Here is a 19,609-nt window from a genome sequence, read left to right on the forward strand (position 1 = left end):
ACTTTAAGATGCTGTAAGTGAGTACTTCGTCAAATGGATAATCAATTAACAGATAAAGAATTAAATGCTTTGGTATCCCTACTGGATGATACGGACCAGGAAATCAAAGCACATGTACGTGGAAAAATCATCTCCCTGGGGAATGATGTCATACCCTTTCTGGAAAACAAATGGGAAAGCTCCTTCAATCCCGAAGTGCAGAAAGAAATAGAGGAGTTGGTGCATGAGTTGCAAATCAATCTGCTCCGTAAAAGACTCTTAAACTGGAAAAATTCTGAAGAGCAAGAATTACTGGAAGGTCTGTGGATCATCAATACCTACCTGTATCCGGAGCTTGAATTTGAGCAGTTGAATGCAGTGATGCAGCAAATCTACTTCAATGTCTGGACCAATTTTAAAAATGAATTCTCCGTCTATGACAAGATCAAATTGATCAATAACGTACTGTTCAATGACCTTAAGTTTTCTGCAAATACCAAGAACTTTCATAGCCCGGGAAACAGCATGATCCGAACAGTATTGGAAACAAAAAAAGGAAATCCCATTAGTTTATGTTCGGTTTACCTTTTGGTCGCCCGAAAGCTGGGATTGCCTGTCTATGGGGTGAATCTTCCCAATCTTTTTGTATTAACCTACCAGGCCGGCAAGTTTAAGTTTTACATCAATGCATTTAACAAAGGGCTGATTTTTACCAGACAGGATATTAACAATTACCTGGAGCACCTCAAGTTGGAACCCAAACCCTCCTATTTTGAACCTTGTGAAAACATTGATATCATTCGCAGGACCCTCAGAAACCTTATTTTTGCTTTCGATAAAATAGGAGAAGTGGACAAGGCTGAAGAAATAAAAAGTCTATTGGAGATTATAGACAAAGATTAGTTTTTCAAGCGGATATTACAACCCACTGCACGAGTGATGGCAGGGCTGGGTCTTTTTCGGGACAGGATATCCCTCAGGGCATTGTCCAGATAATGAACAGAAGCACTCGAAACAGACTGGGCATTATTGTCAATGGCTCCCTGGTAGGTGATGGAGTAGCCTGTAGGTCCTGAGGAGATGATGACTACTTCCGGAATTTTTTTGGCCCCTGTTTGTCTGGTAAAAACCTGATCAATATCCATCAGAAAAGGAATTCCTGAATTATTGGCCCAGGTCAGCTCCCTCATTTGCTCCCTGCTTTCATCTTCCGGGCCTGCGTGCGGATTGACCAGGGCGAAAATAATATTTTGCCCGCTGTATTTTTGATGAAGGGACTGGATACGGTCCTCATACAGTTTGGAATAAGGACAAGCCAAAGTGGTGAACACAAAAACCATGGTACTGGAAGGTGGGTGGCTGGCGGTGGAAAAAGTTTTTCCAGAGAAAGCATCTACCAATTCCACATTGGATACCTGTTGGCCATTAGCCAGGAATGAACCAAGAAAAAGTAACATAAAACACCTTAAATATTTCATGGAATCCACTGCTTTATTAGCAAATATAGCAAAAATCACCAAATGGTATAGGTAAGAATCATGTCGTTTTCAGTTATTACTTTAACAGCGTAGTGGTGATCGGCAAAGTCTGTACCGTGAATTTTACCTTTGATTACCTGGTCTCTACAGGAAAAGGGCTGAAGCAGAATGTTTTGCCGCAGACTGATCCCTTTTCTACCCTGGCATTTGAAGATTGTTTCTTTAACCGACCAGGCCATGGTGTGCATATAAGGATCTTTATCCAGGAAATCCATCTCTTTTGTATCCAGGTATTTGGGTGCCAGGGTTACGGTTTTGTCCCGGACTTTTTCCAAATCAATACCTACCGGCATTTCTTTATGAAAAATGGCACCGGAATAATCTCCGTGATGGGTAAGTGATACATAGCCGTAACCGTCCATGGTATGAGATTTACCATGTACATCCTTGTAAAAACCCGGATAGGGAAGCTGTATATGGTCCAGGGCAGATTTTATAGCCAATCTGGCCCCCTTCCATTCTTTTCTTTTTTGGGGATGTCCTATATTGGCCAGAGAAAGTTTTTCCCGAAAACTCAGAAAGTCCATAGGGCTGTTTTCGGATTCATGAATATTGTTGATGGCAAAAGCAGATAAAGGGCTAATTTTTTCTATTTTTGTTTGCATGGTTACTCAAAATGAGCTGGGTGATAAATATACGATGCAATATATGCCAAAAATTCAAGTAAATAAACTCCATACATTAAGCGGGCATAACCATTCTGTTTTCGCACTTTCCGAAGGATTGACCCCTCACCACTTTTATACCGGTTCTGGCGACGGCATGGTGGTGGAATGGGATCTGAGGACACCTAAGGATGGTTTGTTGCTTGCAAAGTTGCCACGCTCCGTTTATGCCCTTACTGTAGACAAAAAAAGGAATTTGCTTTTCATTGGTCAAAATTTTGAAGGGATTCATGCCATTGATCTAGCCAGTAAAATAGAGGTATGGTCCCTTAAAGTTACAGCCAATGCCATATATGACATGAAGGTGGTGGGTGACCTCCTGCTGGTGGCCACCGGAGATGGTGTCCTGGTTGTGTTGAATATTGAGGCACAATCTCCCGTAAAGCATCTGAAAATCAGTGACCAACACCTGAGAGTGCTGGCCATAGATCCTGTAAGGGCGCAATTCAGTGTGGGAGCCAGTGACCATCAGGTTAAAGTTTTTGACCTCAAAGACTGGAAACCTGTAGCCAAACTTGAGGGGCACAGCAATTCAGTTTTTGCCTTGCAATATTCACCCGATGGCAAAGTGCTGATCAGCGGAGGTAGAGATGCCCGTCTGAAATTTTGGGATACAAAGGATTTTAAAGAAAAGACAAGCATTGCAGCACATATGTTCGCCATCAATTACCTTTCTTTTCGGGATGATGGCAAGTATTTTGTAACTTGTAGCATGGATAAGTCTATCAAGCTTTGGGATCCAGATGAGGGTAAACTTCTGAAAGTTATTGATAAGGCCAGACATGCAGGACACGGAACTTCAATAAACAAAGTGTATTGGTCTGCCTATAAAGACCAGGTAGTGGCCATCAGTGATGACCATACCGTTTCCGTTTGGGATTTAGGCATTGGCCAATGAATCCGGAGAAATATAATCTGGAATTTAAAAATTGAGAAATGAAAATAACACCATTGGATATTCGCCAAAAAACCTTTGAAAAAAAGATCAGGGGATATGATAAAGATGAGGTTGCTGGTTTTTTAAGTTACCTGTCCCAGGAATGGGAGAAGCTGGTGGAGGAAAAAAACGCCTTGAAAGTCAAGTATGAACAGGCTGAAAAAGAGGCGTCCAAGCTGCGGGAGGTGGAACAATCACTATTCAAGACCTTAAAAACAGCTGAAGACACGGGTGCCAGTATCATTGAGCAAGCCAATAAAACAGCCGAGCTGATTTTAAAAGAGGCACAAATGAATGCAGATGCACTGAATGCTGAATCCAAAGGAAATGCACGAAGTATTGTGGAACAGGCGGAATCCCAGGCCAAAAATATCATGGAGGACCTGAAAGAAGATGTGCAATTGCTGGTAGATAATTATGAGAAATTGCAGGTGCAAAGAGATTATTTGCTGAAGCATCTTAAAAAAACCGCTGCTGAGACCCTTGAAAATGTAAAAACCGTGCAGGATGGTTTCAATGAAATTGATGCCGTCGCGCATACCAGATTGGTGAAGGACATCCAGAGGAAAGATAAATATTATACTTCCATGAGCAGAACTTCCCCAAAATCCGGCCCCGAAAACCCTGCGGAGGATGTAGCAAATACCTATACATGGGACAAACCGAATGCCCTTGAAACCCGGGATGAAGAGAAAGAAGCCCCAGATACAGCAAGCCAAAATAAATCTGAAAATCCTGAACCCCGGGATGTTAAAGAAGTAGCCGATGAAACCAATGAGGTAGAGGGAAATACTCAGGAAGATGAACAACCCAAAAACAAGCCTTCCGGATCATTTTTTGACCAGTTTGAATAATGGGTAAAGTATCTTTGGAAGGCATTGAGTTTCACGCCTATCATGGGGTGTTCTCGGAAGAAAAAAAACTGGGTAACCGCTTCACAGTGGATTTACACGTATATACGGATTTCCAACAGGCAATGCTTCATGATGAATTGAAGAAAACAGTAGACTACTTTAAGCTATATCAGATAGCCAAAGCCCACATGCAAGTACCGGTCAAGTTGCTGGAACACCTGGCGCATTTGATGATTCAAGACATATTAAAAGTTTACCCTGAAATCAGGAAGGTCAGGGTAATCATCAAAAAACACAATCCTGCGATCGGGGGAGTGGTCAATTATTCAGTAGTGGAAGTGAACTATCCACAGGATTACGGATAAAAAATCGGATATGTATACCAAAAATCAGGTTAGCCAGATGAAGCAGGAATTTTGGACAGCATTTGGTTGGTATATGAAACCTGTCCCCTCAGCTGATGGTTCTCCGGTGAATTGGAAAAACTATAAAACCGGTATCCGCCACCTTTACTTTCGGATGCAGGCGGAAAGGGACTTTGCTTCCATATCCATTGCGATACAACACCCTGATGACGATATCGCTGAGTTGCTTTATGCCCAATTGTTTGAATTGAAGCATTTACTGGAAATGGAATTGGGAGAAGCCTGGAACTGGATACCGAAAGACCAGATAGCTCCCGAAAAATCCGGCTATAGGGTTGAGAAAAAACTGAATAAGGTCAATGTCCTGGATAAAAAATACTGGCCGGAAATTATTTCATTTTTAAAACCCAGAATAATAGGACTCGATGCATTTTGGTCCAATGCCAGGTATGGTTTTGAAGGCTTGTTGTAATACCTGTTCACTTCTGGCAAGGATCATTCCTGCTTCAGAATGATCACTTGTCATGTCTTTCAGGAATATCAGGATTGCTAAACACAAAACCTCTGGCCTCATTGCTATCATGAAAATCTACCTGCATGCCCATCAAAAACATGACATGTCTTTTTTCTACGAGTACAGGTAAGCCTTCAATGGAAAATTGCTGATCTCCTTCCCTGCACTGATCAAATCCCAGGACAAAGGATACTCCGCCACAGCCACCGCCTTTGATGCCTACCCTCAAGGCATAATCTTGGGGGATGTTTTTGGAATTCATGATGTTTTTGATTTCATCCAAGGCCTGGGGACTTATTTTTATTGGTATCAACATGTTCAGAAAATGTCAAACAAGTATGAAAGGTTCCAAAATTAATAGAGAAAACAGTTGTTGCATAGCATAACTTGACATTATTTTGGATATTGTGGTTTAAAACAGTAAACAATGGAATACCTTATAGAACTTTTAAAAATCGTACTTCCCGCAGGGCTGGTCATTTATGGCATGTTTATCATTACGGTATCATTTTTGAAGAAAGAAAAAGAAATGAAGTGGGTGGACATCAAGACCAAAAATACGGAACTACTGTTGCCCCTTCGTTTACAGGCAGGAGAGCGACTTTGTCTACTATTGGAGCGCATTTCCCCGAACAATTTAATCCGGAGGGTCAATGAACCTGGCTTTACGGCAGGTGAATTACATGGCAGGTTGATTGAAGAAATCCGAAATGAATTCAATCACAATTTATCACAGCAGGTATATTTTACAGATGATACCTGGGAGTCTGTCAGAACGGCGGTAGAACAAACCATTTCCCTCGTGAATAGATCTTATCAGGAAGTAGCAGGAGATGAAAAGAGCCTTGAACTTGCCAAGAAAATATTCCAATCTGCTCTGGCTCAGGAAAAAGACATTATAGGACAGGCATTAAGAAATATAAAAGATGAAATAAGGATGTATTTTTAAAACTCATTAAACCGAAAAAAATATGGATGCAACTACAGAGGAGAAAAACCTTTTTGAAAAAGTCAAAGCGATATACATGAACAGGGCAATGCATATCGCATCCACAGAGAAAAAATTACGTGCTTTGCTGGAAAAAGCCAGCCTTAAATGGCAGGAACTTTCCCAAAATCCCACCTTTTCCCAGGTCAAATTTCAAGTGGAGGTATTTATTCGGATGATCAGGTCTCACCTGAATAAAAAATATTCCGGGCTTTCCAACCGCTCTCTGGGCTTGCTGGCTTTGGGGCTGTTTTATTTTGCTTTGCCCACAGATTTAATTCCGGATTTTATTCCTTTTGTGGGTTATGTGGACGACATTACGGTTCTTTTGGCCATTTTTAAAAGTCTCCAGTCAGACATTGCACGTTTTCTGGAATGGGAAAGGGACCAACAGGCATGAGCAGAAGGATCGCATTTGTATCCGGTTCATCCGGATTGGTAGGGATGAAATTGCTTCACCAACTTTTCCAAAACCCAGAATTTGATTGGGTGATTTCTTTCGGGCGACGTAATTTGGCCCTCAAGCACCATAAATTGGTGCAGGTGACAGTGGATTTTGATAAACTGGATCAGGTAAATTTAGGGGAGAACATCCGCAATCAGAATATGGGCGGAGATTTTCAGCCCCTGCTTAAGACTTTGGAATCGGGAAGTGCCCAGCCAATTGCCTTTTGTTCTCTTGGGACAACCATCAAACAGGCAGGGTCAAAAGAAAACTTTTATCGCATAGACCATGATTATGTGATCAATTTCGCCAGAATGGTGATGGGATTGGGCGCAAAAAGGTTTATGTATGTAAGTGCCTTAGGTGCGGATGCACAATCTTCCATTTATTACAATAAAGTAAAAGGTGAAGTCGAAAATGATTTGAAAAGAATGGATTTTGACTATGTGGGGATTTTCCAGCCTTCACTGCTATTGGGAGAACGAAAAGAAAACAGATTGGGAGAGGAAGTTGCCAAGATTATAATGAAAGGGGTCACTTTCCTGGGTCTCTTCAGGAAATACAAGCCCATTTATGACCATCAGGTAGCCAAGGCCATGGTAAAAAAATCACTTGAAGGGGAAACTACCGGAAATGAAACCGTTTCTTCCTCAGAAATGCATAAGATGAGCGAATGATTGCTGTAATTCAACGGGTAAAACAAGCTGCAGTTTACATAGGAGGGATGGAGAAATCAGCCATAGGCACGGGTTTGATGATTTTATTGGGAATAGAGGAGGCGGATGGAAGCGAGGACATTGACTGGATTTGCCGCAAAATGGTCAACATGCGCATTTTTCCTGATGAGGGTGGGGTAATGAACAAAAGCCTTCAGGATGTTGAAGGTGATATCCTGCTGATCAGTCAATTCACCTTGCATGCGAGTACCAAAAAAGGAAACAGACCATCCTACATTAAAGCGGCAAAACCCGATATTGCCATTCCCCTGTACGAAAGTTGCATCAAAGAATTGTCCCGGCAATTGGGAAAACCAGTGAAAACCGGTGAATTTGGTGCTGACATGCAGGTTTCTTTAACCAATGATGGTCCGGTGACCATTGTGATAGATTCTAAAAATAAAGTCTAGGATAGGCCGGCTCAGCAAAATCAATTTATTAAAAAAACAGCCCCGGTTTTTTCTGTGGCGGATATTAAAACCAATGATGAATAAAGACCTGGAGGAAGATTTTTTGACCATCGAAAACGCAAGGGTAAATTTCTTTGGAAAGACCTTGTTTCAGGAATTGAATTTTAGGGTAAAAAATGGAGACTCCTGGGCCATTTTGGCTGCTTCCGGTAAAGAAAGGACTGCCTTCCTTGAAACCCTGTTGGGCCGGACTTCCCTGATTGCCGGAAGGATTTCAAGACCTTTTGCCAGTGCTTACCAGGAAGAACAAAACCGAATGGGCCAGGTAAACAGTTTCAGGGACCTGGTAGCATTTATCTCCCAAAAATACACCTTCAAAAATAAATCCAACCAACAACATTTCTATTACCAGCAGCGGTTCAATAGCGCGGAGTCCGAAGAAACGGAGACCGTTGAAGGTTATTTGTCCGGAGTAGAAAGCAGGAGGGTTGGTACATGGGACATGGAAAAGGTAATCCGGCTTTTTGAATTGGATCAGTTTAAAGATAAATCGCTGATCAAGCTTTCCAATGGAGAAACGAGGAGATTGGCCATGGCGGTTGCCCTGCTGAAAAATCCACGACTTTTCCTCATGGACATGCCTTTAACAGGCCTTGATGTACAAACAAGGGATGAATTTGACCAGGTATTGCAAGCCATCATGGCATCCGGTGTGCAGGTGATCATGTCCACTACCGCCCGGGAAATTCCTGCTTCCATTCGGCATTGCGCCTGGATCGGAGAGGGTAAATTGCAGGTAATCCACAACAGGGAGAAATTGATTCAATTGGAAGCAGTCCATACGCAGTCCCAACATTTATCGGTATCCCCCTTCAGGCCCTTGCTGAAAGAGGTGAATCATGAGGCAAGACTGAATTCGGTCATTGAAATGAGGGATGTATCCATTAGGTATGGCAACAATACACTCCTCGATAAAATTAACTGGCAGGTACTTCCTGGTGAAAAATGGCTGATCCAGGGACACAATGGGGCTGGAAAATCCACCTTGATCAGTTTGATTTTAGGAGAGAATCCCCAATCCTATGCCAATGACATTACCTTGTTTGATAGGAAAAGAGGCACAGGGGAAAGCATATGGGATGTGAAAAGACCAACGGGATTTGTCTCGTCTGACCTTGCCAGGTATTTTCCCTCCAACCAAACCTGTAAAAAAGTGGTTTTGTCCGGATTTTTTGATACCATGGGGCTCTTTAAAAAAACCAGTCCTGAGCAGGAAGCCAAAGCTGATGCATGGCTAAAGGCGCTTCAGTTGTCTCATATTGCTGGTTTACGTTTGCAGCAGGTAAGCCTGGAGGAACAAAGGTTCTGTCTGCTGGCCAGGGCCATGATCAAAAACCCCAGGTTGTTGGTTTTGGATGAGGCCTCTCAGGGAATGGATGAAGAACAAAGAATCAGGTTCAGGTGGCTGGTAGACCATTTTTGTGAAGAAAGCGGGATGACCCTTTTGTTTGTAAGCCATTATAAGGAGGATGTACCAGCCTGTATCGAGAAGATGATGGAATTGAGCCGTGGAAAAGCCATTCAAAAAAGTGTAATAATATGAGTATTGCAGAAGCACAGGAAAAAGTAGATCAATGGATTCGCAGCCATGGAGTCAGGTATTTCAATGAATTGACCAATATGGCTATTTTGACAGAAGAGGTTGGGGAGGTGGCCCGTATCATGGCCAGGAAGTACGGAGAACAATCATTCAAGGAAAGCGACAAAGATAAGGAATTGGCGGATGAAATGGCCGATGTATTGTGGGTATTGATTTGCCTGGCCAATCAGACTGGGGTGGACCTGACAAAGGCTTTGGAAAATAATTTTGAAAAGAAAACCATCCGGGATAAAGACAGGCACAAGAATAACGAGAAGTTAGGTTGAGGATATTTTTTCTACTGAATTCCGATACTGGATTATTAAGCCAGGGAATATTGACAGAATAGTCCTGGGATTCTTTGGGTAGCTCTTTTTTTTCCATGAGCAAAAATGGGCCTAAATATCAGGAAACCCCAGGCCTCTAAAAAATTTTACTGCTCAGGGTTTGACAAAAAGATGTATTGCAGCTATTCCGGGAAGTAAGGAATACCTGTTTGAAACATAAATTGACCTATCGCATAAGAATTGGGGAAATTTTTCATTATTTTTTTCTAATTTACTTGAAATTAACTTTAAACGTTTCCCTGATTTACCATGGATAAGGCCCGGAATACCAACAATAACCATTTTTACTTTTTAAGCCGGATTTGGCTTTTTTTATTTCCAGGTATTTTGTTACTCTTTTATGCTACTGGAAGAAGTACCGCAGAGACAACAGGTTTCTCCACAGACAGGCAGGAGCCCAGAAGGGCCGAGATCCTGTTTTTGGGCCATTCCAGCCAGCACCATGATTCCCGAAGATATGCTCCATGGCTGGCTACCGCTATTTTCAATAGTGGGATCAACCTCACGTATACGGAATCCTTGGACGATATCAATTCAGATAATCTGGCCAAATTTGATGGGCTGGTAATCTATGCCAATCATGAGTATTTATCTCCCGGTCAGGAAATGGCCATGCGTGATTTTGTTGAAGGGGGCAAAGGGTTGATTCCATTGCATTCTGCAACAGGCTGCTTTAAAAACTCTGAATGGTATATCCGCACCATAGGTGGGCAGTTTGCTTCACATGGAACGGGAAATTTTGCCACTGAACTAAAGGACAGGAATCATCCTGTATTGGCTGGGCTGGAGGAGTTTAACACCTGGGATGAAACTTACCGCCATCAGCACATCAACAGTGATATCAATGTACTTATGGAGCGGGTAGAAGGGGCACATCGCGAGCCCTATACCTGGACCCGGGAGGAAGGAAAAGGAAGGGTGTTTTATACAGCCTATGGCCACAATGACAGCACCTGGCAGCATCCCGGATTTCTGAAATTGGTAGAGAACGGAATTTTCTGGGCCATGGGAGAAGAGGTGAAAGCTCAGGTGACAGCCTTGGAAATTCCACAGGTATCCATATACGAGGAGCCCATTTCGGATTTTACCAAAAGGTATGAGGTCCCAAAAATCCAGGAAGCACTCAGTCCCGAAGCATCCCTGAAGCTAATCCAGAGACCGGCAGATTTTGAAATTAGCCTTTTCGCGGCTGAACCCGATATTGTCAATCCAATAGCAATGGCCTGGGACGAAAAGGGCAGGCTGTGGATTGTGGAATCGGTGGATTATCCCAATACCTTCAAAGAAACAGACGGAGCCGCCAATGACCGGATCAAGATCTGTGAAGACACCAATGGAGATGGTAGAGCAGATAAATTTACTGTTTTTGCAGACGGACTGAATATTCCGACTTCTTTGGTTTTTGCCAATGGAGGAGTGATTGTGTCCATGGCACCCGATTTTGTTTTCATGAAGGACAGCAATGGAGACGATAAGGCTGATGTTTTCGAAACCATCATGACCGGATGGGGTAAAAGCGATACCCATGCAGGCCCTTCCAACCTGATGTATGGCTTTGACAATAAGATATGGGGAGTGACAGGATATTCTGGATTTGACGGCACTATCAATGGGGAACCCTGGCGGTTTCCACAGGGCCTTTATCATTTCAAACCGGATGGAAGCGACTTCAATTATCTGGCAAGTTCTTCTAACAATACATGGGGCCTGGGATTCTCAGAGGATAACCATGTATTTATTTCCACGGCTAACAATACCCATTCCGCTTATTATTCCATTCCTGCAAAATTCCTGCAAAGGGCTTTTCCCGAAGCAGAGGAAGGAGCGAAAAAGCCCCCTTTCAGCATTCAATCCATCCAGAAAATAGATGGGCACTATGATGCCCATGCCATGACGCCAAACCTCAGGCAGGTGGACGTGGTTGGAGGATTTACTTCAGCAGCTGGCATACGCCTGTATACGGCCAGGGATTTTCCCAAATCTTACTGGAACAGGGTGGCTTTTGTCAATGAGCCCACAATCCGGCTTACCCATAACGCTATCCTGGAGCCAAACGGTGCGGGGTTTGCTGAGAAAGATGGCTGGAACCTTTTGGCCAGTTCTGATGAATGGTTTGGTCCGGTGCAGGCAGAGGTGGGACCGGATGGGGCGGTATGGATTGCCGATTGGTATAATTTCATCATCCAGCACAACGTTTTTGTAGAAAGACAAGCCCCCTCCAGAATGGTATTGCCTTTCACCGAGCAGCCCCATGGGCAGGGTAATGCCTTTCAAAGTGAACTCAGGGATACCAATCATGGCAGGATTTACCGGGTGATTTATAAAGAGGCACCTGCCTATTCCCCAAAATCTTTATCAAAAGAGGATCCTTCGGCATTGGTCAATACCCTGTCCGATGATAACATGTTCTGGAGAATGACCGCCCAGCGGCTTTTGGTCGAATCAGGTAACCAAGACCACCTGAATGCGCTGTATACCCTGGTGAATGACAGGAGTCTGGATGAAATTGGGCTGAATAGCGCTGCGGTCCACGCCTTGTGGACCCTGCATGGCCTTGGGGCGCTGGATGGTAGTAATAAGGAAGCAATGGAAGTTGCTTTGGGGGCATTGACCCATCCTGCACCGGGGGTTAGAAAAGCAGCCCTGGAAGTATTGCCCAAAAATGAGGTAAGTTTAAAGGCTATTCATGCTTCCGGAATTTTACAGGATGAAAACCTCAATACCAGAATGCATGCCTTTTTGTCACTGGTAGAAATGCCAGAAAATGCAATTATAGGGGAATCGATCCATGAAGCAAGTCTTATTGGAGAGAATGAAACAGACGATTGGTTGACAAAAGCATTATTTGCTGCGGCCAGTCATCATTCCGAAAGTTTTCTTGCTGCCGCAGCCAAAGAAGGAAAGGCATCTTCGGGACTTCTGGACCGCCTGATAGCCGGTGTAAAAAATGAAAGGTACGAATTGGGAAGAAGAAGTTACCTTCAGTATTCCCCTGATCTGCAGGACAAGGAAATTCTCCTATCCGCCACTGTGTCAGGCAGGGGAGGGGAAAAACCCAATGGAGTTATCCTTGCTCATGGAGACCGGGAAAATGGCTACTCCTTTTACATGGAAAATGGACAGTTGGTTTTTCAGGTGAACCGGCAGGGCCGGGCTTATATTGCCACTACTGAAATGGAATTGCCAGAAAGTTTTGAGGCCAGGGCACATATCAAAGCTTCTGGCGAAATGGAAATAGCGGTTGATGGAAAAACTGCAGCCAGGGTAGAGTCAAAAGGCCATTTTATGGGGGTATTGCGTCCCAGTCTGCGTACTGGCCGGGATTTTGGAGGTGAAGACAATGCAGGGTCGTATGAAGGAGAACATCCCTTTGAAGGGACTCTTAGAGAGGTAGTACTTGAGTTAAAATGATAGATGTAATGAATTACCGGTGGTTATTATTGTCAGGCCTTGGTTTGCTGCTGATGGGGGAAATAGCTAAAACCACGCCGGAACCTGGGCAGAAAAATCAATCGACCAGGACCGAAGAAAATCTGGAGAATGGTAAAACAAGCCCAGCAGGCCTGGATCAAAATTTCCGGCTTGTTAGCAGGGAAGAAGTTTTGAAAGAGGGCTTTGCAGGTACAAAGAGAAAGATGGTGGCTGAGGAGATTTTACCGAAAAAAGTGGGGTCAGCTTCTCAGGAGAGGGCAAGGACCGTAGTGATAGAAATTGTTCCGGAATTGATGAAATATGATACGGATACCTTCACTGTTAAAACTGGGGAGAAAATAATGCTGGAGTTGGATAATCTTGATGGCATGCAACATAACCTGCTGATCCTAAAGCCGGGTAGCCTTGAAAAAGTGGGGAAAGCTGCGGATGCCATGCTAAGGGATCCCAGGGCTTCTGAAAAGCATTATGTTCCCGAAATACCCGAGGTATTGTTTGCTACTGAGATGTTGGGACCCGGGGAATTATATACCCTTAACTTTACCGTACCGGATACACCTGGTGATTATCCTTTTGTGTGCACCTTTCCCGGGCATTGGCGCATGATGAATGGGATCATGCGGGTAGAGGCAGGGAACTAAGGAAAGTATTAATTTATATATATAGGAATCATAAAATGAAAAGAAACCCAAAATTTTCCCAAACGATACCTTTGCTATTGCTGGCATGGCTTTGCATATTTCCTGGCAATGGCCGGGCAAATGGATGCTTACCTGATGTCACAAATCCGCCAGCTGATCCGATCCGGGTACTTCTGCTGGGAGGAGGGGCATCCCACGATTTCGATACCTGGTACAAAAATGCAGATGTGGAAACACTGGAAAAGGGAGGCTTTGCCGAAGTAACCTACACCGATGATCCGGAGTCCATTTTGGCCTTGTTGGACGACATGGATGTGTTGTACCTGAGTAATAATCAGCCAATAGCAGATCCAGCAACAAGAAAAGCCATATTTGATTTTGCGGCTTCCGGCAAAGGATTGATTCTTGGTCATGCCGCATTGTGGTACAATTGGGAAGATTGGCCGGAATACAATGTCCATTTGGCCAGTGGAGGATCCCGGGGTCATGATCGCTTTGGAGCTTTTGATGTAACCGTTCTGGACAAAAACCATCCGGTAATGGAAGGCCTTCCCCCATCATTTAAGCTAAAAGACGAGCTGTATTATTTTAAGGTAGATAAGGATGGACCGGGAATCAAGGTATTGGCAGAGGCAAGTACCAGTGAAACCGGTCCCTTCCCTTCGATATTTGTGATTAAGCATCCAGACACCAGGATGGTGGGTATTGCTTTGGGACATGATGGTGAATCCCATAATCTGGATACCTACCAGAAGTTGCTGAGAAATGCCGTCAGTTGGGTAGCCGGAAAGTAATAGCGTAAATATTTCACCAATATCGCTTTTTTAAAAGGACATTGCCCCAAAAAGGGAAGGCAAGTAGAAGGAAAAAAATTATTACGTACTGGTGAATTTGTAATTCCAGCGGTAGATACCTTTCTTTTTAAAATCGCGATTTTTTGTTTAACCAAAAAGCACCATTACAATGAGTCAAAAACAAATTACAGTAGTCATCGTGGGCATGGGTTTCGGTAAAGAATTTATTCCGATATACCAAAGTCATCCCAATATCAAGGCAGTGGGTATCTGTACCCGAAACCAAAAAACCCTGGATGAATTAGCAGCAAAGTTCCATTTGGACAAGAACCTTTGTTTTACAGATTTCAATGAGGTACCCAAAAGGGATGACGTGGATGCCATCCATGTGGTAACCCCTGTTCCTGAACATGCCAGGATGACCCTGGCATCTCTAAATGCCAATAAACATACCGCTTGTACCATTCCCATGGCAATGACGGTGGAAGACTGTAAGGCGATAGTGGAAGCCAAAAGGAAAGCCAATAAGGTTTATATGATGATGGAAACAGCACTTTATACCCGGGAATTCCTTTATGGACTCAAACTGGCAGAGACCGGTCAACTGGGACGCATACAATTTGTAAGGGGCTCCCATATTCAGGACATGAGCATGGAAGGCTGGGCAGCATACTGGAAAGGTTTCCCTCCCATGCTCAACGGTACCCATGCCATTTCGCCCTTGCTGCGCATCAATAATACCAAGGCCGAGACAGTGGTTTGCCATGGTTCCGGCAGATTGTCTGAAGACCTTGCCAGCCGATACGGCTCTCCTTTTGCGGTGGAAACGGCAACTTTTACCCTGAAAAATTCCGATGTCATTGCAGAAGCTACCCGGTCCTTATTTGATGTGGTTAGGCAATACAGGGAATCCTATGATGTGTATGGTACTAAAATGTCTTTTGAGTGGGAGCAATTGGAAGATGAAAAACATGTTATTTTTGATGGTGGGGAAAATGCGGAGCGCATAGACGTTCCTGATACCGATGAGCTGCTGATTGAACCCATCAAACATTTTACCAAACGGGAAAAAATAGATGACCCCAATCATGTGTCCTTTTTACAGGGTGCAGGACATGGAGGTTCACACCCCCATTTGGTGCAGGAGTTTGTGGCAGCCATTGTGGAAGGAAGGGATTCCGCTGTAGATGCTTCTACTGCCGCCAACTATACCTGTGCAGGGATCTGTGCTCATGAGTCGGCCATGAACAATGGCAAGCGAATAAGTATTCCGGATTTTGAATAATTAAAGACGAATCGGCTTTGGTAATTGAAACCTGTGGGGCTGTTTCTGAGGAAATGGCCAACACATTGGAGCTGGCAGCCTTTGGCCAACAGCTCCGATGTGTTGGCAATAGAAGGCCTGGCTTTTTCGTAAAGAAATATTTGCAGGAAAATAAAAAAGCACATGAATTTAGGGAATGGACATTACGCTTTTTGGAAAGTGCTGCTCCTGCTGGGGTTACCTTTATTTAGCATTTTACATGCTTCAGCATTACCTTCTGTGGGTGTTGTGCAGGTTTTATTGTCTCCTATGGTGGTAAAGGATACTTCAATTTTTCTTGCAGATCCCACTATTTTCTTCCATGGCGACACCTATTATTTATATGGTACCAGTGGAAAGGATGCGGATTTGGGATTTGAAGTGTATGTTTCAAAAGATTTGGAAAAGTGGGAAAAACCCAAAGGTGAACATGATGGATTTGCCCTAAAACGGGAAGATGTATATGGAGACAAAGGATTTTGGGCACCACAGGTAGTCGAAAAGAATGGCCGTTTTTACATGGCTTATACTGCGAATGAAAATATCGCCATTGCGGAAGCTGCTCATCCGCTCGGACCATTCCAACAAACCGAAAAAGCACCCTTAGCGGCCCCTGTAAAACAAATTGACCCATTTATATTTAAGGATGATAATGGTAAATACTTCCTATACCATGTTAGGTTGACCGATGGAAACAGGCTTTTTGTAGCAGAACTCGCCCATGATTTTTCCACGATCAAGCCTGAAACCCTGACACAGTGTATCGTGGCTGAGGAGGAATGGGAAAATACCCAAAATGCAGGATGGCCCGTTGCTGAAGGGCCCACCATCATCAAGCACAAGGAGTTGTATTATTTTCTTTATTCTGCGAATGACTTTCGAAATCCGGATTATGCAGTAGGCTATGCCACAAGTAAAAGTCCATATGGCCCCTGGAAAAAACACATTGATAATCCTATTCTGAATGGCCAAATTCTGGGAAGTAACGGAACTGGTCACGGGGATTTGTTTATTGGAAAAAACAGGGAATTATATTATGTAATGCACACTCATTTTAATGCTAATACCGTGGGGCCGAGACGAACTGCAGTGGTTGAGTTGGATTTTGAACTTGTGGAGGGGCAAAATGCCTGCAACTTGGTTTATGTCAAGGAAAGTTTTAGATTTCTTAAAGTCAATGAAAAATAGCTTTTCCCATGGTTGGGTTCAGAGAAATAACTATTCGTTATGATTGATTCAAAAAATTCGCAAGAATTAAAGCGTACTATTTCCTTTTTCCTTTTTTTTATTTTCCTTGGTTGTACAGGGTTGGCTCAGGAGGCGGAAACCTTCACCAACCCCATTCGCAATGGGGCAGATCCCTGGGTATTTCAAAAAGGGGATGATTACTATTATTGTTCTTCTTCAGGAGGGGGCATAGCCATTTCCCAATCTTCCAGGTTAACCGATCATGGCAGTTTCCAAAAAGTTTGGGATGCGCCAGAGCAAGGATGGAATTCTGCCAATATCTGGGCCCCTGAATTACATTTTATTGCAGGCCATTGGTACATCTATTATGCTGCAGGGGAAAAATCCGGTGGCCCTTTCATTCACCAGAGATCAGGAGTGTTGAAATCCAAGGGGGATGATCCTTTTGGCCCTTATGAAGATATGGGGATGTTGTACACTGGAGATGATATATCTGATCCAGGATCTGTAAAATGGGCCATTGACCTGACTCCCTTTGATCATGAGGGGCAACTTTATGCCACCTGGTCAGGCTGGGAAGAAAACAGGGATACAGACCGGACCCCCCAAAACCTTTATATGGCTAAAATGAGTGATCCTGCCACCATCAGCAGCAACCGTGTGAAAATTTCCTCTCCTGAAGAAAGCTGGGAAACCGGCGGTGTTCTGGACTTGAATGAAGGACCTCAGGTTTTGAAGCATGAAGATCAGACATTTATCATTTACTCCACCAGGGAATCCTGGCTAAAAGAATACCGGCTGGGTCAGTTGAAATTAATAGCCACAAATGCCGATCCCATGATAGCAGGGAATTGGGTAAAAAATGGACCAGTGTTTTTGGGGAACGACACCGTACATGGAGTAGGGCATTGCAGTTTCGCCAAATCCCCGGATGGATCCGAGGATTGGATACTCTATCATTCCAAAAAGGGAACGGAACCAGGATGGGATCGGGATATCCGTTTGCAGCCTTTCCATTGGCATGTTGATGGCAGCCCGGATTTTGGTGCTCCCGTCCCTGTAGATATACCTTTGGCTGTACCCTCAGGAGAAAAATAATGTAAAAAAACAGCAGATAACCCTTATGAGAAAGATTATTTATCCCTTAATGTCCTTGCTAATTGTAACAGCATGTCAGCAAAAATCAGGAAAGGAGCAGAATGAAACCGATGTAAAGCCCTCATCTATTTTCATCACCAACCCGGTTTTACCAGGAGACCGACCGGATCCTACCGTCATTCAGATCGGAGAGGAATTTTATGCTTCCACGACCTCCAATGAATGGGCACCTTTATTTCCCATTTATAAGTCTTCGGACCTGCAGGAATGGGAATTGGTCAATTATGTGTTCCCTGATGGCGCACCGGAGTGGGCAAAAAATAACTTCTGGGCTCCTGAACTTTCCTACGATGAAGCGCAGGGAAAAATATATGCCTACTATACGGCAAGGGACAAGAGCAGCAACAGGCTGAGTGTGGCAGTGGCCAGCTCCAGTTCTCCAACGGGTATATTTGAAGATCATGGCCCATTGGTCGCCCAGGAGTTTGGCTCTATAGATGCCTACGAGGTGCGGGATGATGATGGGAAAATCTATGTTTTATGGAAGGAGGACGGGAACAGTAAAGGCCTGCCTACTCCCATTTGGGCCCAGGAAATTAATAAACAGCGGACCCGTTTGATGGGGCAGCCTGTGGAGCTTTTCAGGAATGACCAGCCATGGGAAAAAAACCTGGTGGAAGGAGTGAGTGTATTTAAAGAAAATGGATTTTTCTATGCTACCTATTCTGCGGGAGCCTGTTGCGACAAGGAATGCAATTACCAGACTGGAGTGGCCAGATCGAAAAATTTATTGGGTCCCTGGGAAAAATATAGTGGCAACCCCATATTGGCAGACAATGATGACTGGCACTGTGCGGGGCATGGGACGGTGGTAAAAAATGGCCCTGATTATTTCATGCTTTACCATGCGTATAATGATGAGGGCTCAGTATATGTTGGCAGGGAAGGCGTTTTGGAAAAGCTTACATGGACGGAAGATCAATGGCCGGTATTTGAAAATGAGGCTACCTATAGCAGGGAAAAGGGAATGATTGACTTTAAAGATACATTTGAGGATGGATTGGATCCGCTATGGCAATGGAGGGTAACTCAGAATATCAAGTTTGATACAGGTGACAATGGGCTATTGCTAAAGGCATCTGATGAAAATGAAAATATGGGAAGTCTATTGGTTCAAAGTACCAAATCCACAAATTATGATGTGGAAAGTACCATCAATATGGATCAGACAGACGCAAAAGGGGGTGTTTTGCTGGTGGGGGCTGCCAACAATGGTTTTGGTGCCCCAATTGCAGGAATTGGTATTGCTGCAAGCAAGAATGGGCTGGAGCTTTTTGAGATCAGAGATCAAAAAGAAACCATCCTGCAACAAAAGGGGGTGGTTTTAAAGGGGAAAGTTTCAGTGAAAATGGAAGTAGCTGAAGGTTATCTTTTGAGTTTTGCCTATAAAACCGAAAACGGAACATGGGAATCTTTTGATCATGTGGCTGACGCCAGCCACCTGGTACCCTGGGGCATGGGATTTAGAATAGGTATGTTTGCAAAAGGTGCCAAAAGCCGGACCGTAAATTTTATCCAAACCAGTATTGCCAACCATTGATGTATGCATTTTTCAAATAAGGGCAGCATCTTCATTTGAAACCATTATTAACCTGGGTTCGACTGAATTTCGTTAAAAAGCCGTGGGAATCTCTAGCCAAACGAGACTGCCACATCCTTTCCCAGCTTCTATACCCACGACAACGGGTTCGCAGTG

The 19,609-nt window shown here is 43.8% G+C and carries 21 protein-coding genes; 18 read left to right on the plus strand and 3 right to left on the minus strand.

Features of this window, described 5'->3' with window-relative positions; translation table 11 throughout:
- The first annotated feature begins 33 nt into the window (after nucleotides 1-33).
- The gene (locus tag HUJ21_RS18940; protein WP_291372092.1) at nucleotides 34-882 is read left to right on the plus strand and encodes a transglutaminase-like domain-containing protein; all 849 of its coding nucleotides are present in this window, start codon (nucleotides 34-36) and stop codon (nucleotides 880-882) included.
- On the opposite strand, the gene HUJ21_RS18945 is transcribed toward HUJ21_RS18940, so the two are convergent.
- Complete coding sequence (locus HUJ21_RS18945) at nucleotides 879-1,457, minus strand: ubiquitin carboxyl-hydrolase (protein ID WP_291372093.1); 579 nt, start codon at nucleotides 1,455-1,457, stop codon at nucleotides 879-881. The two genes, HUJ21_RS18940 and HUJ21_RS18945, sit on opposite strands and share 4 nt — an antisense overlap.
- 35 nt (nucleotides 1,458-1,492) lie before the next feature.
- Complete coding sequence (locus tag HUJ21_RS18950) at nucleotides 1,493-2,122, minus strand: 4'-phosphopantetheinyl transferase superfamily protein (protein ID WP_291372094.1); 630 nt, start codon at nucleotides 2,120-2,122, stop codon at nucleotides 1,493-1,495.
- A 43-nt stretch (nucleotides 2,123-2,165) separates the two neighbouring features.
- Here HUJ21_RS18950 and HUJ21_RS18955 point away from each other — a divergent pair, with 43 nt between their 5' ends.
- From HUJ21_RS18955 to HUJ21_RS18970, 4 genes are read left to right on the plus strand one after another with little or no spacing between them, the layout of a single operon-like run.
- Nucleotides 2,166-3,080, plus strand: coding sequence for a WD40 repeat domain-containing protein (locus tag HUJ21_RS18955; protein ID WP_291372095.1), 915 nt, complete (start codon nucleotides 2,166-2,168; stop codon nucleotides 3,078-3,080).
- A gap of 38 nt (nucleotides 3,081-3,118) precedes the next feature.
- On the plus strand, nucleotides 3,119-3,973 hold the full coding sequence (locus HUJ21_RS18960) for a DivIVA domain-containing protein (RefSeq protein WP_291372096.1): 855 nt from the start codon (nucleotides 3,119-3,121) through the stop codon (nucleotides 3,971-3,973).
- Nucleotides 3,973-4,338, plus strand: coding sequence for a dihydroneopterin aldolase (gene folB / locus HUJ21_RS18965; protein ID WP_291372097.1), 366 nt, complete (start codon nucleotides 3,973-3,975; stop codon nucleotides 4,336-4,338). Before HUJ21_RS18960 ends, folB begins: the two co-directional genes overlap by 1 nt.
- Nucleotides 4,339-4,348: 10 nt before the next feature.
- Nucleotides 4,349-4,810: a DUF4268 domain-containing protein gene (locus HUJ21_RS18970; RefSeq protein ID WP_291372098.1), complete on the plus strand. Its 462-nt coding sequence runs from the start codon at nucleotides 4,349-4,351 to the stop codon at nucleotides 4,808-4,810.
- Nucleotides 4,811-4,853: 43 nt separating this feature from the next.
- Here the strand turns inward: HUJ21_RS18970 and HUJ21_RS18975 are convergent, their stop codons facing one another.
- Nucleotides 4,854-5,168: an iron-sulfur cluster assembly accessory protein gene (locus HUJ21_RS18975; RefSeq protein ID WP_291372099.1), complete on the minus strand. Its 315-nt coding sequence runs from the start codon at nucleotides 5,166-5,168 to the stop codon at nucleotides 4,854-4,856.
- Between the two features lie 111 nt (nucleotides 5,169-5,279).
- On the opposite strand from HUJ21_RS18975, the gene HUJ21_RS18980 reads away from it, so the two are divergent.
- From HUJ21_RS18980 to HUJ21_RS19040, 13 genes are all read left to right on the plus strand, one after another.
- Nucleotides 5,280-5,801, plus strand: a complete 522-nt coding sequence (locus tag HUJ21_RS18980; protein ID WP_166147591.1) for a hypothetical protein — start codon at nucleotides 5,280-5,282, stop codon at nucleotides 5,799-5,801.
- A gap of 22 nt (nucleotides 5,802-5,823) precedes the next feature.
- Nucleotides 5,824-6,240, plus strand: a complete 417-nt coding sequence (locus HUJ21_RS18985; protein ID WP_166147592.1) for a YkvA family protein — start codon at nucleotides 5,824-5,826, stop codon at nucleotides 6,238-6,240.
- Entirely contained in the window at nucleotides 6,237-6,962 is a 726-nt protein-coding gene (locus tag HUJ21_RS18990; RefSeq protein ID WP_291372100.1) for an oxidoreductase, read from the plus strand. The genes HUJ21_RS18985 and HUJ21_RS18990 overlap by 4 nt, the downstream gene beginning before the upstream one ends.
- Complete coding sequence (gene dtd / locus HUJ21_RS18995; RefSeq protein WP_291372101.1) at nucleotides 6,959-7,411, plus strand: D-aminoacyl-tRNA deacylase; 453 nt, start codon at nucleotides 6,959-6,961, stop codon at nucleotides 7,409-7,411. The genes HUJ21_RS18990 and dtd overlap by 4 nt, the downstream gene beginning before the upstream one ends.
- Before the next feature lie 73 nt (nucleotides 7,412-7,484).
- Nucleotides 7,485-9,014: an ATP-binding cassette domain-containing protein gene (locus HUJ21_RS19000; RefSeq protein ID WP_366483734.1), complete on the plus strand. Its 1,530-nt coding sequence runs from the start codon at nucleotides 7,485-7,487 to the stop codon at nucleotides 9,012-9,014.
- Nucleotides 9,011-9,337, plus strand: coding sequence for a nucleotide pyrophosphohydrolase (locus HUJ21_RS19005; protein WP_291372102.1), 327 nt, complete (start codon nucleotides 9,011-9,013; stop codon nucleotides 9,335-9,337). Before HUJ21_RS19000 ends, HUJ21_RS19005 begins: the two co-directional genes overlap by 4 nt.
- A gap of 309 nt (nucleotides 9,338-9,646) precedes the next feature.
- Entirely contained in the window at nucleotides 9,647-12,808 is a 3,162-nt protein-coding gene (locus HUJ21_RS19010) for a PVC-type heme-binding CxxCH protein (protein ID WP_291372103.1), read from the plus strand.
- A gap of 8 nt (nucleotides 12,809-12,816) precedes the next feature.
- Nucleotides 12,817-13,470, plus strand: coding sequence for a plastocyanin/azurin family copper-binding protein (locus HUJ21_RS19015; protein ID WP_291372104.1), 654 nt, complete (start codon nucleotides 12,817-12,819; stop codon nucleotides 13,468-13,470).
- Nucleotides 13,471-13,505: 35 nt separating this feature from the next.
- Complete coding sequence (locus tag HUJ21_RS19020) at nucleotides 13,506-14,264, plus strand: ThuA domain-containing protein (RefSeq protein WP_291372105.1); 759 nt, start codon at nucleotides 13,506-13,508, stop codon at nucleotides 14,262-14,264.
- Nucleotides 14,265-14,433: 169 nt separating this feature from the next.
- Nucleotides 14,434-15,549, plus strand: coding sequence for a Gfo/Idh/MocA family oxidoreductase (locus tag HUJ21_RS19025; protein ID WP_291372106.1), 1,116 nt, complete (start codon nucleotides 14,434-14,436; stop codon nucleotides 15,547-15,549).
- 162 nt (nucleotides 15,550-15,711) lie between these two features.
- Nucleotides 15,712-16,755 carry a glycoside hydrolase family 43 protein gene (locus HUJ21_RS19030; protein ID WP_291372107.1) on the plus strand — a complete coding sequence of 348 codons (1,044 nt, stop codon included), beginning with the start codon at nucleotides 15,712-15,714 and terminating at the stop codon, nucleotides 16,753-16,755.
- A gap of 39 nt (nucleotides 16,756-16,794) precedes the next feature.
- Complete coding sequence (locus HUJ21_RS19035) at nucleotides 16,795-17,853, plus strand: glycoside hydrolase family 43 protein (RefSeq protein ID WP_291372108.1); 1,059 nt, start codon at nucleotides 16,795-16,797, stop codon at nucleotides 17,851-17,853.
- Nucleotides 17,854-17,878: 25 nt separating this feature from the next.
- Nucleotides 17,879-19,453 carry a glycoside hydrolase family 43 protein gene (locus HUJ21_RS19040; RefSeq protein WP_291372109.1) on the plus strand — a complete coding sequence of 525 codons (1,575 nt, stop codon included), beginning with the start codon at nucleotides 17,879-17,881 and terminating at the stop codon, nucleotides 19,451-19,453.
- The last annotated feature ends 156 nt before the right edge of the window (nucleotides 19,454-19,609 follow it).

Origin of the sequence: Cyclobacterium sp. (assembly GCF_014762705.1) — a bacterium.
Classification (GTDB): Bacteria; Bacteroidota; Bacteroidia; order Cytophagales; family Cyclobacteriaceae; genus Cyclobacterium.

What these genes read in the sequence shown, in the direction of transcription:
- HUJ21_RS19020 (WP_291372105.1), top strand. Translation starts at nt 13,506, where the DNA reads ATGAAAAGAAACCCAAAATTTTCCCAAACGATACCTTTGCTATTGCTG.
- HUJ21_RS18940 (WP_291372092.1), top strand. Translation starts at nt 34, where the DNA reads ATGGATAATCAATTAACAGATAAAGAATTAAATGCTTTGGTATCCCTA.
- HUJ21_RS18950 (WP_291372094.1), bottom strand. Translation starts at nt 2,122, where the DNA reads ATGCAAACAAAAATAGAAAAAATTAGCCCTTTATCTGCTTTTGCCATC.
- HUJ21_RS19030 (WP_291372107.1), top strand. Translation starts at nt 15,712, where the DNA reads ATGAATTTAGGGAATGGACATTACGCTTTTTGGAAAGTGCTGCTCCTG.
- HUJ21_RS18960 (WP_291372096.1), top strand. Translation starts at nt 3,119, where the DNA reads ATGAAAATAACACCATTGGATATTCGCCAAAAAACCTTTGAAAAAAAG.
- HUJ21_RS19025 (WP_291372106.1), top strand. Translation starts at nt 14,434, where the DNA reads ATGAGTCAAAAACAAATTACAGTAGTCATCGTGGGCATGGGTTTCGGT.
- HUJ21_RS18955 (WP_291372095.1), top strand. Translation starts at nt 2,166, where the DNA reads ATGCCAAAAATTCAAGTAAATAAACTCCATACATTAAGCGGGCATAAC.
- HUJ21_RS18985 (WP_166147592.1), top strand. Translation starts at nt 5,824, where the DNA reads ATGGATGCAACTACAGAGGAGAAAAACCTTTTTGAAAAAGTCAAAGCG.
- HUJ21_RS18945 (WP_291372093.1), bottom strand. Translation starts at nt 1,457, where the DNA reads ATGAAATATTTAAGGTGTTTTATGTTACTTTTTCTTGGTTCATTCCTG.
- folB (WP_291372097.1), top strand. Translation starts at nt 3,973, where the DNA reads ATGGGTAAAGTATCTTTGGAAGGCATTGAGTTTCACGCCTATCATGGG.
- HUJ21_RS19015 (WP_291372104.1), top strand. Translation starts at nt 12,817, where the DNA reads ATGAATTACCGGTGGTTATTATTGTCAGGCCTTGGTTTGCTGCTGATG.
- HUJ21_RS18975 (WP_291372099.1), bottom strand. Translation starts at nt 5,168, where the DNA reads ATGTTGATACCAATAAAAATAAGTCCCCAGGCCTTGGATGAAATCAAA.
- HUJ21_RS18980 (WP_166147591.1), top strand. Translation starts at nt 5,280, where the DNA reads ATGGAATACCTTATAGAACTTTTAAAAATCGTACTTCCCGCAGGGCTG.
- HUJ21_RS19005 (WP_291372102.1), top strand. Translation starts at nt 9,011, where the DNA reads ATGAGTATTGCAGAAGCACAGGAAAAAGTAGATCAATGGATTCGCAGC.
- HUJ21_RS19010 (WP_291372103.1), top strand. Translation starts at nt 9,647, where the DNA reads ATGGATAAGGCCCGGAATACCAACAATAACCATTTTTACTTTTTAAGC.
- HUJ21_RS19035 (WP_291372108.1), top strand. Translation starts at nt 16,795, where the DNA reads ATGATTGATTCAAAAAATTCGCAAGAATTAAAGCGTACTATTTCCTTT.
- HUJ21_RS19000 (WP_366483734.1), top strand. Translation starts at nt 7,485, where the DNA reads ATGATGAATAAAGACCTGGAGGAAGATTTTTTGACCATCGAAAACGCA.
- HUJ21_RS18990 (WP_291372100.1), top strand. Translation starts at nt 6,237, where the DNA reads ATGAGCAGAAGGATCGCATTTGTATCCGGTTCATCCGGATTGGTAGGG.
- HUJ21_RS19040 (WP_291372109.1), top strand. Translation starts at nt 17,879, where the DNA reads ATGAGAAAGATTATTTATCCCTTAATGTCCTTGCTAATTGTAACAGCA.
- HUJ21_RS18970 (WP_291372098.1), top strand. Translation starts at nt 4,349, where the DNA reads ATGTATACCAAAAATCAGGTTAGCCAGATGAAGCAGGAATTTTGGACA.
- dtd (WP_291372101.1), top strand. Translation starts at nt 6,959, where the DNA reads ATGATTGCTGTAATTCAACGGGTAAAACAAGCTGCAGTTTACATAGGA.